This window comes from Streptomyces sp. NPDC015242, from assembly GCF_043079125.1.
In the GTDB taxonomy this organism is placed as follows: Bacteria; Actinomycetota; Actinomycetes; order Streptomycetales; family Streptomycetaceae; genus Streptomyces.
Genome location: NZ_JBIBUF010000008.1, coordinates 196,603 through 213,427, shown reverse-complemented (window position 1 = coordinate 213,427; position 16,825 = coordinate 196,603). Strand labels below are relative to the sequence as shown.

Sequence of the window (16,825 nt, the reverse complement as noted above, 5' to 3'; positions counted from 1 at the left end):
CCGGGCAGCGCCCACCGACGCCCGGGCGGCGGACCTACCCCTTACTCCCCACCGCCGCCCACGGCACAGCAGCCACCCCCGTCACTCTCGTCACCCCCCACCGCACCCCCGTCCCCCTTTCCGCCCACCCCACTGCACGGGCGATACGCGTGCTAAGGAGCCCGCGATGAGCGACATGATCACGGCGGAGCTGGTCGATCTCGACCTGTCCGCCGACACCAAGGAAGCGGCGGCCCGTGCCCTCGCCGAGCGCATGGTGGCCCTGGGCCGGGTGACCGACCTGGACGGCTTCCTCGCCGACGTGGCCGCCCGCGAGGCCCAGATGCCGACCGGCCTCGACGGCGGCATCGGCATCCCGCACTGCCGCAGCGCCCACGTCACCGAGCCGACCCTCGCCTTCGGGCGCAGCGCGGCCGGCGTCGACTTCGGTGCCGCGGACGGTCCCGCCGACCTGATCTTCCTGATCGCCGCCCCGGCCGGCGCCGACGACGCCCACCTGACGATCCTGTCGTCCCTGGCCCGGCAGCTGATGAACAGCGAGTTCACCGACGCCCTGCGCGCGGTGGGCGACCCGGCGGCCGCGGCGGCGCTGATCCGCGGCGACGAGCCGGCGCAGCCCGCCGGGGCGGCCCCCGCAGACCCCGTGGCGTCGGCGGGAGCGGCCTCTCCCGCCGCCGCCACGGCCACGGCCACTGGCGCCACCGCCACCGATGCCACCGCCACCGCCACGGCCACCGGCGACGGCACCGACGCCTCCGCGGCGCCCGAGGACCGCCCGTTCCGCATCGTCGCCGTCACCTCCTGCCCCACCGGTATCGCCCACACCTACATGGCGGCCGAGTCGCTGGAGAACGCCGGCCGTGAGGCAGGCGTCGAGCTCACCGTCGAACCCCAGGGCTCGGCCGGCTTCACCCGGCTCGACCCGCAGGTCATCGCGGCGGCGGACGCCGTGATCTTCGCCCACGACGTGCCCGTACGGGAGAAGGAACGCTTCGCCGGCAAGCCGACCGTCGACGTCGGCGTGAAGGCGGGCATCAACCGCCCCGCCGAACTCATCGCCGAGGTCCGCGCGAAGGCCGCCCGCGGTGAGATCACCTCCGGCTCCGCCCCGGCCACCCCGGTCGAGCGCTCCGGCGACTCCGGCGAGGGCTACGGCACCAAGCTGCGCAAGTGGCTGATGTCCGGCGTCAGTTACATGGTTCCCTTCGTCGCGGCGGGCGGTCTGCTGATCGCCCTCGGGTTCGCGATCGGCGGCTACGAGATCAACAAGGCTCCGTCGGTGATGGACCACTTCGTCTGGACGCAGGCCGACAGCTGGGCGGCCCTGCTCTTCCAGATCGGCGGCGTCGCCTTCGGCTTCCTCGTCCCCGTCCTGGCCGGCTACATCGCGTACGGCATGGCCGACCGGCCCGGCCTCGTGCCCGGCTTCGTCGGCGGCGCGATCTCCCTCACCATCAACGCGGGCTTCCTCGGCGGTCTCGCCGCCGGTCTCATCGCCGGTGGCGTGGTGATCGCGATCCAGAAGGTGCGGATCCCGGCGGCGATGCGCGGCATCATGCCGGTGGTGGTGATCCCGCTGATCTCCTCGGCGATCGTCGGGTTCCTGATGTTCGTCGTCATCGGCAAGCCCATCGCCGAGGCCCAGAAGGGCATGACCGACTGGCTGAGCGGCCTGTCCGGCTCCAACGCCATCCTGCTCGGGGCCCTCCTCGGCCTGATGATGTGCTTCGACCTCGGCGGCCCCGTCAACAAGGTCGCCTACACCTTCGCCACCGCCGGCATCGCCGTGGCCAGCCCCAGCGACTCGGCGATGAAGATCATGGCCGCGGTGATGGCGGCCGGCATGGTCCCGCCGCTGGCGATGGCCCTGGCGACGACCGTGCGCGGCAAGCTCTTCACGCAGACCGAACGCGAGAACGGCAAGGCCGCCTGGGTGCTCGGCGCCTCCTTCATCTCCGAGGGCGCGATCCCCTTCGCGGCGGCCGACCCGCTGCGCGTCATCCCCGCCTCGATGGCGGGCGGTGCCCTCACCGGCGCCCTGTCGATGGCCTTCGGCGCCACCCTGCGCGCCCCGCACGGCGGCATCTTCGTGGTCCCGCTGATCGGCAACCCGCTGCTCTACCTGGTCGCCATCGCCGCGGGCGTCTGCGTCACCACGGCGCTGGTCGTCGTCCTGAAGGGCCTGCGCACGCCCGCCCCGGGCGCTGGCCCGGCCCCCGGCAGGGACGGCGCGGCCCCGGCGGCGGAGCAGAAGCAGCCGGTGGCCGCCTGACACCCGCGACGGAGCGTCCCTTTCGGGGGGTGTGAGCTGTTCATGCCGCCTGCGAGATAGATCACGAAAATCACGGCCCGGGACCGATGTCCCGGGCCGTGGTGTCTACTGGGGCGCATGCCCGATCACGTCTCCCGGTGGCCCGAGGGCCACTCCCTCCCCGCCCTCCCGCAGCAGCGGCAGACGGGCTCCCGGTCGGAGTCCGTGGAACTGACCCGCGAGGAGCAGGACGCCTTCGCCGACCTCATCCGCCGTTTCGGCGACGGCGACTGAGCCGCGCCCGAACGACTCACCACGCGCCGCGGCGCACCGTGGTGCGCCGCGTCACGACAACTGCGCCGCCCGCCGCTCCATCGCCTCGCGCGCCGCGTCCTCACTGGCGTACACCTCGCACATGTGCCGCCCGTCCGGCGTCGCCGTGTGCTCGACCTCCCACAGCGACAGCTCCTCGCCGTCGCGCAGCAGGAAAGCGTGCTCGTAGAGCGAGAAGCCCAGGCCCACCCGGCCCGCGCGGCAGGGACGGCCGAAGGCCTGCGTGATCTGGTGGCCGGACGCCGTGGCCAGCAGGGCCGCCGTGGCCGCGCCCGGCCGGTCCGCGTTCTCCGCCCGGCGCAGTAACCGGCGCGCGTGGTCCGCCGAGTCCTCCGCCGCGTAGGCGTGCCGGGGCGTGGGGGCCGGGGACAGCTGCACCGTCACCGGAAGCTCGAAGTCCGGCGTGTCCGGCGGCAGCGGGAGCCGCGAGGTCGCGGCACGCAGCTCCTCCTCGTCGACGTACACCTCGTGCTGCGGTTCGCTGCCCGGCGCGGTGTTGTGGACCAGCTCCCAGAGCGTGAGCGCCGAACCGTCGGCCAGCAGCCACGTGTGCCGGTAGGTCTCCCGGTGCAGGCCCGCGCTGTGGTGCGCGGAGTGCAGCGAACCGTCGTGCGCCAGCGCGCAGTCCAGCCGCCTTATCGTCTCGTCCGGTAGCTCGAAACTGTTCAGGGCACGGCCGAGGAGTCGCGCGAGGTGCTCCTCCGGAGACTCGGGCGAGTCATGGGGTTCGTACGCTGCCGTCTCGTACGGAACGCTCAAGGTTTCTCCCGGCGTTGCTGCATGTCACCTTGTGGGTGCATACCGTAGCCCCTCGGTCGGACATCATGTCCGGGAACCGAGAAAACGTACGTCCAGGAAAACGCGCGGGCCGCGCGAAATGTTCCCGCGCGGCCCCGCCGATCCGTCAAAAAGCCCTGCTGGTGCGGTCCTTGGGCAGTTCAGGAAGCGCTGCCGGCCACCCACTGGCTCCACGGCATGTTCCAGCCGTTGAGTCCGTTGTCCGGTGCCACCGTCTTGTCGGGCGAGTTCTTCACGATCACCACGTCCCCGATGAGGGAGTTGTCGTAGAACCACTTGGCGGGCGTGCTGCCCCCGGCGCCCCGGACGTCCGCGAGGCCGACGCAGCCGTGGCTGGTGCCCTGCCGGCCGAACGGCGGGTTGCCCTTGTCGTACCAGTAGTTGCCGTGGAGGAACGTCCCCGAGGTCGTCAGGCGCATCGCGTGCGGCACGTCCGGGATGTCGTACTCGCCGCCCAGCCCGACCGTCCGGCTGTTCATCCGCGTCTGCACGAACTTCTCGGAGATCACCATCTGCCCGTTGTACGTGGTGTGCTGCGCGTCACCGGTGGAGATCGGGACCGACTTGAGGGTCTTGCCGTCCCGTACGACCGTCATGGTCTGGGTGTTCGCGTCGACCGTGGAGACCTGTGAGCGCCCGACGGTGAAGGTGACCGTCTTCTTCTGCACGCCGAAGACGCCGTTCGCGCCCTCGACCCCGTCCAGGTCGATCTTCATCGTGACCTTGGACCCGGCCTTCCAGTACTCCTCGGGCCGGAAGTCGAGCCGCTGCCCGTTGAACCAGTGCCCGACGACCTTCTGCCCGCTGCTGGACGTGACCGAGATGTGCGACTGCACGGCCTTGCGGTCGGTGATCGCCTTGTCGAAGGTGAACGACACCGGCATGCCCACACCGACCGTGGTGCCGTGGTCCGGCGTGTACGTCCCGATGAAGCTGTTCGACGACGTGACCGTCGTGAAGACGGAGTTGGCCGCGGCCGTCCGGCCGTCGGTGTCCTTGGCGGTCGCCGATATCCGGTACTTCGTCCCGCGCTCCAGCTGCTCCTTCGGCTTCCACACCCGGCCGTCGGAGGAGAGCGAGCCCGGCACGGCCTGCCCGCTGTCCGCCACCGTCATCTTCACGTCCGTCAGCCTGCCGTCGCTGACCTTCACTCCGGTCGTGTTGATGGACGCGCCGGTCGAACCGTCCTCCGCCGAAATGGCGATCTTGGCCACGGACGTCTTCGGGGCGCCCCCCCCGCCCTTCTCGTCGTCCTTGGCGTTGGCACTGCCACCGCACGCGGTGAGCGTCAGGGCGCCGACCACCAGGGCGGCACAGGCCCCCAGTACGCGCCGCGCTGCAATGTCCGGCGTTGTCACGGGCTGCTCCCAGTTCGTGTGATGTGCGTGATCCGCTCCAGTACGTGGGAGAAGAGGGGACCGGCACCCGACCGGGTTCCGCCCGTGCGCGGTGAACGCCGTCACGTGACAGAACCGCGACAAAAATCGGCCCGCCGTGACAGCACCACGCACGGCCGGCCCGGCCGGCGACGTGGGCTCGGCCAGGCACGGCTCGTGAGCGCCCCGAGCACCACCGTCGGGGCGCCGAGCGCCGCTGTCATCGCACTGAGCACCACCGTCGGGGCGCCCAGCGCCGCTGTCAGCGCCCCCGGGCGTCACTGTCAGCCGCCCAACGCCAAGATCATCGCCGCGAGCACCACCGCAGCGCCCTGGATACGGCGCCCGTCATCGCCCCGGGTACAGCTCGCCGTACGACGGCCACGCCCCGCCCGGCCCGTCGACCGGCCCGGCGGCCCGCACGGCCCGGACGATCGCCCGTGTCACGACGTCCGCGCCGGCCGCGAGGACCTCGTTGAGCGCGAGCGGGTCCGCCGCGTCCAGGGCACGGTCGCCCGTCGCCAGCGCGAACACCGTGTCCCCGTCGTTCAGCAGGTGCACCGGCCGCACCGCGCGGGCGATGCCGTCGTGGGCCGTACCCGCCAGCTTCTGCGCCTGCGCCTTCGTCAGGTCCGCGTCCGTGGCCACCACGGCGAGCGTCGTGTTCAGCGGCGGCGGCGCACTCCGCGCGGCCGCCTCGGCGAGCCGCCGCCGCGCCGCCTCGTGGACCTCCGCCGGCGGATACGCGACCCGCCCCTGGAACAACTCCCCGTACAGCACCCCCGTTTCCGGATCCAGCACCGATCCCGCCGCGTTGGCCACCGCCAGCGCCGCCACCCTGATCCCCGAGCCGAGGACCGTGCTCGCGCTGCCGACGCCGCCCTTCATCACCCCCACGACCGCGCCCGTACCCGCGCCCACGCATCCCTGCGCCACCGGGGCGCCCGGTTCGCTCGCCGCGGCCGCCTCCACCGCCGCCCGTCCCAGGGCCGCGTCGGGACGGGCCCGGAAGTCGCCGCCCCGCCCCAGATCGAAGACGCACGCCGCGGGCACCACCGGCACGACGTGCGCCGGATCCGCCCCGACCCGGATCCCGCGCCCCCGTTCCTCCAGCCAGGCCATCACCCCCGACGCGGCGTCGAGTCCGTACGCGCTGCCGCCGGTCAGCACGACCGCCTCGACCTTGCGCACCACGTTGCGCGGGTCCAGCGCGTCCGTCTCCTTGGTGCCGGGGCCGCCGCCCCGAACGTCCACGGCGGCCACGGCGCCGCCCTCCGGGGCGAGCACGACCGTGGTGCCGGTGAGCCAGCCGTCACCGGCGCGGGTCGCATGACCCACCCGCAGGCCGGCCACATCCGTCAGAGCGTCCACCAGAGCCTCGACTGTCATGGCGCACAGTCTGGTCCAGCCGACGGCCCGCGCGGACCACCGAACCGGCGGCCCATGCCGTCGTCAGGCCGCTCGGCCCGCCGTGGCGGGCGTCCTGGCCGGGCGCGTCGCCAGTGTCTCGCCCACGGTCACCGACAACGCGCACACCACGCCCGCCGCGAACACCGCCCAGTCGCCCAGGAACGTGCAGCAGATCACCAGCAGAGCCGTCGTCGGCAGCACCAGCTGCTGGCCGATGCCCACCTTGAAGTGGCGGGAGTGCAGGGCCCACAGGGTCAGCAGATACAGGGCCGTCGGCAGGGTCACGGCGGCCGACGCGGCGAGCGTGGAGATGTGTGCCTCGCCGACCGTCTGCTCCACCGCCACCTCGAGGCCCGCCCCGATCGCGGCCGCCGAGGCGAACACCACGTAGTGGCCGTAACCCCACAGGAACGCCTGCCGGTTGGAGCGCAGGTGGCCGTGGACGGGCACCACGAAGTACAGCCACCACGCGGCGAAGATGATCAGCAGCCCGCCCGCGGCGATGGGGAGGAGCTCGCCCAGCGCGTCGTTGTCGTCGACGCCGGACTTCACCGCCACCGTCGCCGCCGCGATCGTCTCGCCGAGCACGATGATGGTGAACAGCCCGTACCGCTCCGCGATGTGGCGGGGATGCCAGGCCGTGGTGTAGCCCCGCTCCGCGAACGGCGGCACGCACATCTCCAGCAGCGCCATCGCCAGGAACCACCAGGGCCGGGCCCCCTCGGGCAGGAACAGCAGCCCCAGCCAGCCGGCCTGGCACAGCAGCACCCCGCCGGCATAGCGCAGGGCCGTCGCCCGCTCCGGGCCCTCGCTCGCCCGGGCCGCCCGCAGCCACTGCGCCACCAGGGCGAGCCGCATGACGAGGTAGCCCAGCCAGACCCAGAGGTAGTCGTGCTCCCCGAACGCCCGGGACACCCCCGCCGCGAGGACCAGCACGCCCGCGATCTGCACCAGTGTGACCACCCGGTACAGGACGTCGTCGTTGTCGTACGCCGAGGCGAACCAGGTGAAGTTCATCCACGCCCACCACAGGGCGAAGAACACCATCGCGTAGTCGACGATGCCCTCGCCCGCGTGCCCCTCGGCGACCGAGTGCACCAGCTGGATGCCCGCCTGGGCGACGGCCACGACGAAACACAGGTCGAAGAAGAGCTCCAGCGGCGAGGCCGTCCGGTGCTGTTCGTCGCGGCCGCGTGCCCTCAGCCTGCGCAGCGGCCGGCCGCGGCCGCCGGACGCGTCGGAAGGGCCGGGCGGGGGAGGGGTGCGGGAGGTCATGATTCCCAGCACAACAGAAGGCGCCGGGTTTTTCTCCGCGACCGTACCCTGGACGCATGAGCACCGCCCCCGAACCCGAGCCGCGCGCGCCGAAGCCCGCGCTGGTCTTCGACGATCCGCTCGACCAGCAGTCCTCCGACGACACCGACCGCGGCTGGGGCGAGCGCACCGACTCGGGCGGTGGCGCGGCCGACCTCAAGCGCTTCCTCGACGAGAAGCCGCCGCACCACCTCTGAAGCAGCCGGACGACCGCCGCGGCCCGTGCCCCGGCGGCCGCCCGCCGCGCTACGGCCGGTCGTGCCCCGAACCGCGCTGCGCCACCAGGGCGTCCCGGATCTCCTTCAGCACCTCCAGCTCGGTCACCTCGATGACCTCCTGCGTGCCCTCCTTCGCCTTCCGGCGGGCCTCCACCCGGGCCAGGTACTTCGCCATGGGCAGGACCATCAGGAAGTAGACGACCGCCGCCGTGATCACGAAGCTCAGGGTGGCGCCGAGGACGGACCCCCACAGGATCTGGATGCCCTGCTCGCCCTCGCAGGTCGAGCTCAGGCAGGAGCTGTAGTGGTCGAGGTTCTTGGTGCCGATGGCACCGACGACCGGGTTGATGATCCCCTTCACCACGGCGTTGACGATGTTGGTGAAGGCGGCACCGATGACCACCGCCACGGCCAGATCGACGACGTTCCCGCGCATCAGGAAGGCCTTGAAGCCCTCCCAGACACTCGGCTCCTTCTTCTCGCTCACCTGGGGGCCTCTCCTCGTACGAGCAGCTCGTGGAACAAAACGCTCCGCAACCTACGTCACCGTTGGGCTGAACCGGGCACGCGGGTCCCTCCGACGAGCGACCGGACGGGACGGCGCGGCCGAGCGCCGTGCCGCTCACCACAGCGTCACCGCCAGCCGCGCGGTGGCACTCGCGCCGGCCAGCCGGGCGGCGGTGCCACGGGGGACTGAGAGCACGACCAGCGCCCCGCTGTCGGAGGCGCCTTCCCCGGGCTCCGGCACCTGCGTCACCCTGGCCCCGCGCGCGACGACCCGGGCGTCCCCGCCCGACACCGTCTCCTCGGCGGCGATGACGTCGACCCGGTCGCCGGGCCGCAGCAGCCGTACGGTCGCCGCGTCGGCGATCCGGACCGGGGCCGTCACCACGACTCCCTCGGCACGGCGGGCCCGCGCGGGGAGCTCCCCGGCGACCGGCGCCCCGTGCGCGGGCGGCTGCGCCCGGGGGTGCCCGCGGGCCCCGTCGGCGCCCCGCGGGGCGGCCGCCACCAGCGCGGTCGCGGTGACCACGAGCCCCACGGCGAGGGCACGCCCCCGGTTCCGGAGCAGCCGCCCGATCCGTCCGCCGCCCACCCGCACGGGTGCGAACCGCGGCACTTCACGCGCCGCGGGCACCTCCGGCCCGGGCGGGAGCGAAGCAGACCAGGAGGGGAGGGGGAAGGACGACGGAGACGGAGCGAGGGACACGGGAGACCACCACCTGCGAGGAGCGACCGGCTTGCGCTCCCCACGATGGGGCGTCCCGCCGCACCCCGCTCGGGCCTGTGGACGCACCGTCGGGCTGTGGACAACTCACTCACCCGAACGGCATGTTCCGCCCGGATCGCCCGCTGGGATCCCCGGCCTCTGTCGCCCGGCCGGTTCCCCGGCCCGGATCGCCGGCCTGGACCCCTGGGCCCGGACCGCCCGCCGGGTTCCCCGGCCTCTGTCGCCCGGCCGGATCGCTGGCCCGGACCCCCGGCCCGGACCCCCGGCCTCTGTCGCCCGGCCGGTTCCCCGGCCCGGATCGCTGGCCCGGACCCCCGGCCCGGACCCCCGCCCGTCACCTACGGCAGCGCGAACCCCGGATCCATGCCGCCCAGCGCATGCGCGCACAGGCAGTCCCGCTCGGCCACGCCCGGCAGCCCGGCCACCGCGTCGAACAGCACCCCCCGCAGGCGGTCCACGTTCGCCGCGAACACCCGCAGCACCTCGTCGTGCGAGACGCCCTCGCCGGTCTCCGCGCCGGCGTCGAGGTCGGTGACGAGCGTCAGCGACGTGTAGCAGAGCTCCAGCTCACGGGCGAGCGCGGCCTCGGGATGGCCGGTCATGCCCACCACGGACCAGCCCTGCGCCTGGTGCCACAACGATTCGGCACGAGTCGAGAAGCGCGGCCCCTCGACCACGACCAGCGTCCCGCCGTCCACCGGCTCCCAGTCCCGTCCGCGGGCCGCCTTCAGCGCGACGGCCCGCCCGGTGGGGCAGTAGGGGTCGGCCAGCGACACGTGCACGACGTTCGGCACCGTGCCGTCGGGCCGGGGCAGTCCGTCGAAGTAGGAGTTCGCGCGGGCCTTGGTGCGGTCGACCAGCTGGTCGGGGACGAGCAGCGTGCCCGGCCCGTACTCGGGGCGCAGTCCGCCCACCGCGCAGGGCGCGAGCACCTGGCGCACGCCGACCGAGCGCAGTGCCCACAGGTTGGCCCGGTAGTTGATCCGGTGCGGCGGCAGGTGGTGGCCCCGTCCGTGCCGGGGCAGGAAGGCGACCCGCCGGCCGGCGACCTCGCCGAGGAAGAGGGAGTCGCTGGGCGGCCCGTACGGGGTGTCGACCCGGACCTCGGTCACGTCGTCGAGGAAGGAGTAGAAGCCGGAGCCGCCGATGACGCCGATGCCGGCGCCCTCCACCCCGCTGCCGCCCGCCCTGCCCGCCGGGTCCGCCCCGACCGCCGGGTCCGCCGAAGTCGCCGCGTTCGCGTTGTTCGCCATGCCCGCACCCTAACCGGGCGCGGAAACGCCGAGGACCCCGTCGCCCCGGGGGCGACAGGGTCCCGGAAGAATCAGGCCTTACGCGGCCGTCGTGCTGCTGCTCGTGGAGCTGCTGCCCGCGCTCGACGAGGAGCTCGACGAACTCGACGAGCCGGAGTCCGAGGACGACGAGGAGCTCGACGACTTCGACGCCGGAGAGCTGCTCGACGAGGAGCCGCGGCTGTCGTTCCGGTAGAAGCCGGAGCCCTTAAAGACAATGCCGACCGCCGAGAACACCTTCTTCAGGCGGCCCTGGCAGCTGGGGCACTCGGTCAGAGCGTCGTCGGTGAACTTCTGCACCGCCTCGAGGCCCTCGCCGCACTCGGTGCACTGGTACTGGTAGGTGGGCACTGTCTTCCTCCTGGCACTCTCACTCGATGAGTGCTAACGACGATCCATAGTGACGTATTCCGGCCGCTCAGTCCACTGCCACCGGCACGCGGTGACCCACGCCACGCGCGACGGTCCGCCCGGAACCCCGCGCGGACAGCCGGGAACGCAGGGACAGAAGGGTCAGCAGCGCCAGGACCGTGCCGCCCATCGGCACCAGGAACCCGGCGCCGCCCCACAGGCGGTCCTCCAGCTGTCCGGCGACCGTGACGGCCGCGGCCTGGCCGAGCGCCACCGCGCCGGTCAGCCAGGTGAAGGCCTCCGTACGGGCGCCGGGCGGGACCAGACTCTCGACCAGGGTGTAGCCGGTGATCAGGGCGGGCGCGATGCACACGCCGACCAGCAGGCCGAGACCGGCGAGGACCGGCACCGAGTGGGCGGCCCACAGGCCCGACGCGGTCAGCGCGAGCGCGGCGTAGCCGACGACCAGGCGCCGCTGCGGCGCCACCTTCCAGGCGATCGCGCCGCACACCAGGCCGGACAGCATGTTGCCCGCGGCGAAGACGCCGTACAGGACGCCGTTCATGCCGGGCTCGCCGATCGACTCGGTGAACGCGGCCAGCGAGACCTGCATGCCGCCGAAGACGGTGCCGATGCCCAGGAAGGTCACGATCAGCACGCGCACGCCGGGCACGCGCAGGGCCGAGACGTGCTCCACGCGCGCGTGGCCGCCGCCCGAGACCGACGGCTGAGTGCTCTTCTGCGCCGCGAACAGCAGGCCGCCGACCAGGGTCAGCGAGGCCTCCGTGACCAGTCCGGCGGCCGGGTCGACGGCCGTGCACAGGGCGGTGGCCAGCAGCGGCCCGACGACGAAGGTCAGCTCGTCCGTGACGGACTCGAAGGCCGCCGCGGTGGTCATCAGGGGCGAGTCCCCCAGCTTGACGCCCCAGCGGGCGCGCACCATCGGCCCGATCTGCGGCACCGAGGCGCCGGTCGGGACGGCCGCCGCGAACAGCGCCCACAGCGGCGCGTCCATGAGCGCCAGCGCCGTCAGCGTCAGCCCGGACAGGGCGTGCAGCAGGACGCCCGGGATCAGCACGGCGCGCTGCCCGTAGCGGTCGGAGAGACGGCCGCTGTAGGGCGCGAACAGGGCCATCGAGACACCGGTGACGGCCGCTGCGGCGCCCGCCGCGCCGTAGGAGCCGGTGGTGTGCTGCACCAGCAGCACGATGGAGATCGTCAGCATCGCGAACGGCTGGCGCGCCGCGAAACCGGGGAGCAGGAACGTCCAGGCGCCGCGGGTGCGCAGCAGCCGGCCGTATCCCGGGCGGGCGGAAGCCGGCGGGTTCTCCGACGTCTTCGAGGTGACCGTGGATGCCACGGCCCGTGCCTTTCTGCCGCCTGGTAGCGCGGCCCCGTCAGCGGGCGGCGCCGAGAGCTGTCCTCTTGCGCGGAACTGCGGTAGATGCCGGGGCCCGGTGAGGAGGGGTGTCCCGACCGCCATACGGTCGCGCCAGCTCTGCGTCAGGCAGAGTTGGTTCGATGTGGGTACGCCTTCATCCTACAGGGATCAAGGGCTTGTGAGCCTGTGAAAGCGAGCACCCTGGTCCCGCCCGCCTTACAAATGCCAAACGGGATGAATCGCCCGTCAGGAGCCCGGTCCGTCCGTCCCCAGCCACCCGGCCAGCTTGCCGCCGTGCCCGACCGCCCGCAGTCGCTGCTCGGCCGCGTCCCGGACGGGGTCCGTGGCGACCACCAGCAGCTCGTCCCCGCGCTGCAGGATCGTGGTCGGCAGCGGCACGAAGGACTCGCCCCCGCGCACGATGAGCGTCACGGCGGCTCCGTGCGGCAGCCGCAGCTCGGCCACCTCCACGCCGTGCATCTTCGAACCCCCGGGGATCGCGACGGACAGCAGGTGCCCGCGCAGCCGCTCCAGCGGGGCCGACTCGATACCGAGGTCGGCGGCCTCCGAGCCCTCGCCGAGGCGCAGCTTGCGGCCCAGCCAGGGCAGTGTCGGGCCCTGCACCAGGGTGTAGACCACGACCAGGACGAAGACGATGTTGAAGATCCGGTCGCTGCCCTCGACGCCCTTCACCATCGGGATGGTCGCCAGGATGATGGGGACCGCCCCGCGCAGCCCGGCCCAGGACATCAGGGCCGCCTCCCGCCAGGGCACCCGGAACGGCAGCAGGCAGGCGAAGACGCCCAGCGGACGCGCCACCATGGTCAGCACCAGCCCGATGACCAGCGCGGGCACGATGTCGTCGCCCAGTTCGTGCGGGGTGACCAGCAGGCCGAGCATGACGAACATGCCGATCTGCGCCAGCCAGCCCAGCCCGTCGGCGAAGCCGCGCGTGGCCGGCCAGTGGGGCAGCCGGGCGTTGCCCATCATCATGGCGGCGAGGTACACGGCGAGGAAGCCGCTGCCGTGGGCCAGGGCGCCCGCGGCGTACGCCACCACCGCGATCGCCATGACGGCGATCGGGTACAGGCCGGACGCGGGCAGCGCCACGCGCCGGAGCCCCCAGGACCCCAGCCAGCCCACCGCGAGCCCGATGGCCGCGCCGATCGCCAGCTCCAGCATGATCACGCCCAGCAGCACGTACCAGTGCTCGACCGGCCCGGCCGTGGACAGGGACACCACGAGGATGACGACCGGGGCGTCGTTGAAGCCGGACTCCGCCTCCAGCGTGCCCTTCACGCGCGCGGGGAGCGGGATCTTGCGCAGCACGGAGAACACGGCCGCCGCGTCGGTCGAGGAGACGACCGCCCCGATGATCAGCGCCTGCCGCCACTCCAGCCCGACCAGGTAGTGCGCCGCCGACGCCGTGACCCCGACGCTCACCGCGACACCGCCCAGCGCCAGCGCCGTGGCGGACGGCATCACCGGCTCGATCTCCTTCCACTTCGTGCCCAGACCGCCTTCGGCCAGGATCACGACCAGCGCCGCGTACCCGATGACCTGGGTCAGTTCGGCGTTGTCGAAGTGGATGTCGCCGATGCCGTCCTGGCCCATGGCGACGCCGATGCCCAGGTACACGAGCAGGCTGGGGAGCCCGCTGCGCGAGGAGATCCGTACCGCTGCGACGGCGACGAGCAGGACGAGCGAGCAGACGAGCAGGAGCTGGTTGAGGTGGTGAACAGTCAGCGGCCGAATCCTTCCCTGGCCCGCACGCACGCGCGCGTGGGCTCACGTACATCGCACAACAAGCGGTGGCGCAGCGCGCCGACTACTTCGTTACCTTACCTAACTCTTGACGAATTCTTGACGCTCGGGAGGGCAAGATCGAACGCCCGTCCGTGCCGGTTCCCGACTCCGCGTCAAGGGGCGCAAGGCCCTGCGCCTATCGTTGCTCCAGCGCTCAGTTAAAAGCACAGCCGAACCTGCCGCTCGACTTAGGACAGCAAGGACAGCGATGCCCACCGACACCACCGCCTCCACGGGTCAGCAGCCCGGCAAGTCCGGCAGGAGAAAGGGGCGCAAAGTACGGCTGATCGTGCTCGTCCTGGTGCTGGCCGTCATCGGAGGCGTCGCCTTCGGGGCGTACTGGTCGATCAGCACCGTCCGGGCGTCCTTCCCGCAGACCAAGGGCACCCTCACGCTGAAGGGCCTCTCGGGACCCGTCGAGGTCAAGCGCGACGACCACGGCATCCCGCAGATCTACGCCTCCTCCGACGCGGACCTGTTCATGGCACAGGGCTACGTCCAGGCCCAGGACCGCTTCTACGAGATGGACGTCCGCCGCCACATGGCCGCCGGACGCCTGTCGGAGATGTTCGGCAAGAGCCAGGTCGACAACGACGAGTTCCTGCGCACCCTGGGCTGGGACCGGGTCGCCGAGCGGGAGTACGACACCAAGCTGTCGCCCGCGACGAAGAAGTACCTGCAGGCCTACGCCGAGGGGGTCAACGCCTACCTCCAGGGCAAGGACGGCGAGGACATCTCCCTGGAGTACGCGGCGCTGGGCTTCACCAACGACTACAAGCCGCAGAAGTGGACCCCGGTGGACTCGGTGTCCTGGCTGAAGGCGATGGCCTGGGACCTGCGCGGCAACATGCAGGACGAGATCGACCGCGCCCTGCTGACCAGCCGCCTCGGCCCGAAGCAGATCGCCGAGCTGTACCCGAAGTACCCGTACAGCCGGAACAAGGCGATCGTCCAGGAAGGCCAGTACAGCGAGCTGACCGGGGTGTTCGAGCAGGGCGGCGGCGGCACCGGCGCCTCCGGCACGAACGGCACCGCGGGCACCGCGGGCACCGCCGGAACCGCCGGGACGTCCGGCACGAGCGGCACCGCGGGCACGTCCGGCACCGCCGGGACCGGCACGGGCACCGGTGGCACCGCCTCCGGCGCCTCGGGCCTGGACAGCCAGCTCACCGGCCTCACCCGGGTCCTGGACGACCTCCCGCCGGCCGTCGGCGTGAACGGCGACGGCATCGGCTCCAACTCCTGGGTCGTCGGCGGCGAGCACACCATCACCGGCAAGCCGCTGCTGGCCAACGACCCGCACCTCGGGCCCTCCCTGCCGTCGGTCTGGTACCAGATGGGCCTGCACTGCCGCAGCGTCTCCAGCACCTGCCGGTACGACGTCACGGGCTACACCTTCGCCGGCATGCCCGGCGTGATCATCGGTCACAACCAGGACATCGCCTGGGGCATGACCAACTCCGGCGTCGACGTCACGGACCTCTACCTGGAGAAGATCACCGGCGAGGGCTACCTCTACGACGGCAAGGTCAAGCCGTTCGAGACCCGCGAGGAGACCATCAAGGTCGCCGGCGGCCCGGCCAAGAAGATCGTCGTCCGCGAGACCAACAACGGGCCCCTGCTCTCCGACCGCGACGAGGAACTCGTGAAGGTCGGCAAGAAGGCCACCGTCGACACCGCCGCACCCGACCGGGGCGACGGCTACGGCGTCGCGCTGCGCTGGACCGCCCTGCAGCCGGGCACCAGCATGGAAGCCGTCTTCGCGATGAACCGGGCGAAGAACTGGACCGACTTCCGCAAGGCCGCCGCGCTGTTCGAGGTGCCCTCGCAGAACCTGGTCTACGCCGACACCGAGGGCAACATCGGCTACACCCTGCCGGGCAGGATCCCCACGCGCGCGGAGGACTACGACGGCTCCCTGCCGGCGCCCGGCTGGGACCCGGAGTACCGCTGGACCGGCTACATCCCGCAGGACGCGCTGCCCTACGAGTACAACCCGGACCGCGGGTACATCGTCACCGCCAACCAGGCCGTGATCGACGAGGACAAGTACGCCCTCACGCTCACCACGGACTGGGGCTACGGCACGCGCAGCCAGCGGATCACCGACCTGATCCAGTCGAAGATCAAGGACGGCGGCAAGATCTCGACGGACGACATGCGCCAGATGCAGCTGGACAACAGCAGCGAGATCGCCCGGCTGCTGGTGCCCACCCTGCTGAAGATCGACACCGGCGACAAGGACGTCCGCGAGGCGCAGAAGCTGCTGGAGGGCTGGGACTACACCCAGGACGCCGACTCGGCGGCCGCCGCCTACTTCAACGCCGTCTGGCGCAACGTCCTCAAGCTGGCCTTCGGCAACAAGCTGCCCAAGGAGCTGCGGCCCAGGGGGCAGTGCCTGTGGGTCAAGCCGGTCAACACCACCGGCCCGGCGGACGAGGCCGAAGAGGTCCGCGAGTGCGGCCAGCGCGCCCCCGACCGGGCGCAGCCCGACGGCGGCGACCGCTGGTTCGAGGTGGTCCGCAAGCTGATGGAACAGCCGAAGAGCGACTGGTGGAAGACGCCCGAGGTGGGCACCCGCGACGGCGCCGTCAACCGGGACCAGCTGTTCAAGCGGGCCATGGTCGACGCCCGCTGGGAGCTGACCGCCAAGCTCGGCAAGGACATCGACACCTGGAGCTGGGGCCGGTTGCACCGCCTGTTCCTGAAGAACCAGACCCTCGGCACCTCGGGCCCCGGTTTCCTCCAGTACGCCCTCAACCGCGGCCCCTGGGAACTCGGCGGCGGCGAGGCGACGGTGAACGCGACCGGCTGGAACGCCGCCGGCGGCTACGGCGTGGTGTGGGTGCCGTCCATGCGGATGGTGGTGAACCTCGGCGACCTCGACAAGTCCCGCTGGATCAACCTCACCGGCGCCTCCGGGCACGCCTACAGCGCCCACTACGTCGACCAGACCGAGAAGTGGGCCGACGGCGAACTGCTGCCGTGGTCCTTCTCGGACCGGGCGGTCGAGGAGGACACGGCGGACAAGCTGGTGCTCAAGCCCTGAGCCGCTGAACGCGGC

The 16,825-nt window shown here is 72.3% G+C and carries 14 protein-coding genes; 4 read left to right on the top strand and 10 right to left on the bottom strand.

Annotated features, from left to right (window positions below; all coding sequences use genetic code 11):
* The first annotated feature begins 166 nt into the window (after positions 1-166).
* Complete coding sequence (locus tag ACF07N_RS26485) at positions 167-2,272, top strand: fructose-specific PTS transporter subunit EIIC (RefSeq protein ID WP_392117421.1); 2,106 nt, start codon at positions 167-169, stop codon at positions 2,270-2,272.
* Between the two features lie 117 nt (positions 2,273-2,389).
* Entirely contained in the window at positions 2,390-2,545 is a 156-nt protein-coding gene (locus tag ACF07N_RS26480; RefSeq protein ID WP_383329791.1) for a hypothetical protein, read from the top strand.
* 51 nt (positions 2,546-2,596) lie between these two features.
* On the opposite strand, the gene ACF07N_RS26475 is transcribed toward ACF07N_RS26480, so the two are convergent.
* The 4 genes from ACF07N_RS26475 to ACF07N_RS26460 form a co-directional block, all read right to left on the bottom strand.
* Entirely contained in the window at positions 2,597-3,343 is a 747-nt protein-coding gene (locus ACF07N_RS26475) for a DUF6227 family protein (protein WP_383329794.1), read from the bottom strand.
* A gap of 179 nt (positions 3,344-3,522) precedes the next feature.
* On the bottom strand, positions 3,523-4,740 hold the full coding sequence (locus ACF07N_RS26470) for an Ig-like domain-containing protein (protein WP_392117417.1): 1,218 nt from the start codon (positions 4,738-4,740) through the stop codon (positions 3,523-3,525).
* A 366-nt stretch (positions 4,741-5,106) separates the two neighbouring features.
* Positions 5,107-6,147 (bottom strand): P1 family peptidase, encoded by a 1,041-nt coding sequence (locus tag ACF07N_RS26465; protein WP_392117414.1) that lies wholly within the window; start codon positions 6,145-6,147, stop codon positions 5,107-5,109.
* Between the two features lie 63 nt (positions 6,148-6,210).
* Positions 6,211-7,443 (bottom strand): low temperature requirement protein A, encoded by a 1,233-nt coding sequence (locus ACF07N_RS26460; RefSeq protein ID WP_392117411.1) that lies wholly within the window; start codon positions 7,441-7,443, stop codon positions 6,211-6,213.
* A 56-nt stretch (positions 7,444-7,499) separates the two neighbouring features.
* Here ACF07N_RS26460 and ACF07N_RS26455 point away from each other — a divergent pair, with 56 nt between their 5' ends.
* Positions 7,500-7,679, top strand: a complete 180-nt coding sequence (locus tag ACF07N_RS26455; RefSeq protein WP_094053445.1) for a hypothetical protein — start codon at positions 7,500-7,502, stop codon at positions 7,677-7,679.
* 49 nt (positions 7,680-7,728) lie between these two features.
* On the opposite strand, the gene mscL is transcribed toward ACF07N_RS26455, so the two are convergent.
* The 6 genes from mscL to ACF07N_RS26425 form a co-directional block, all read right to left on the bottom strand.
* Complete coding sequence (mscL, locus tag ACF07N_RS26450) at positions 7,729-8,187, bottom strand: large conductance mechanosensitive channel protein MscL (protein WP_383329806.1); 459 nt, start codon at positions 8,185-8,187, stop codon at positions 7,729-7,731.
* Positions 8,188-8,322: 135 nt separating this feature from the next.
* The gene (locus ACF07N_RS26445) at positions 8,323-8,910 is read right to left on the bottom strand and encodes a hypothetical protein (protein WP_392117407.1); all 588 of its coding nucleotides are present in this window, start codon (positions 8,908-8,910) and stop codon (positions 8,323-8,325) included.
* A 359-nt stretch (positions 8,911-9,269) separates the two neighbouring features.
* Positions 9,270-10,103, bottom strand: coding sequence for an S-methyl-5'-thioadenosine phosphorylase (locus tag ACF07N_RS26440; protein ID WP_383330264.1), 834 nt, complete (start codon positions 10,101-10,103; stop codon positions 9,270-9,272).
* A 159-nt stretch (positions 10,104-10,262) separates the two neighbouring features.
* Positions 10,263-10,574, bottom strand: a complete 312-nt coding sequence (locus ACF07N_RS26435; protein WP_392117404.1) for an FmdB family zinc ribbon protein — start codon at positions 10,572-10,574, stop codon at positions 10,263-10,265.
* A 67-nt stretch (positions 10,575-10,641) separates the two neighbouring features.
* Positions 10,642-11,934: an MFS transporter gene (locus ACF07N_RS26430; protein WP_392117401.1), complete on the bottom strand. Its 1,293-nt coding sequence runs from the start codon at positions 11,932-11,934 to the stop codon at positions 10,642-10,644.
* A 267-nt stretch (positions 11,935-12,201) separates the two neighbouring features.
* Positions 12,202-13,731, bottom strand: coding sequence for a potassium/proton antiporter (locus tag ACF07N_RS26425; RefSeq protein WP_383329818.1), 1,530 nt, complete (start codon positions 13,729-13,731; stop codon positions 12,202-12,204).
* Between the two features lie 238 nt (positions 13,732-13,969).
* On the opposite strand from ACF07N_RS26425, the gene ACF07N_RS26420 reads away from it, so the two are divergent.
* Positions 13,970-16,810, top strand: coding sequence for a penicillin acylase family protein (locus tag ACF07N_RS26420; RefSeq protein WP_392117398.1), 2,841 nt, complete (start codon positions 13,970-13,972; stop codon positions 16,808-16,810).
* The last annotated feature ends 15 nt before the right edge of the window (positions 16,811-16,825 follow it).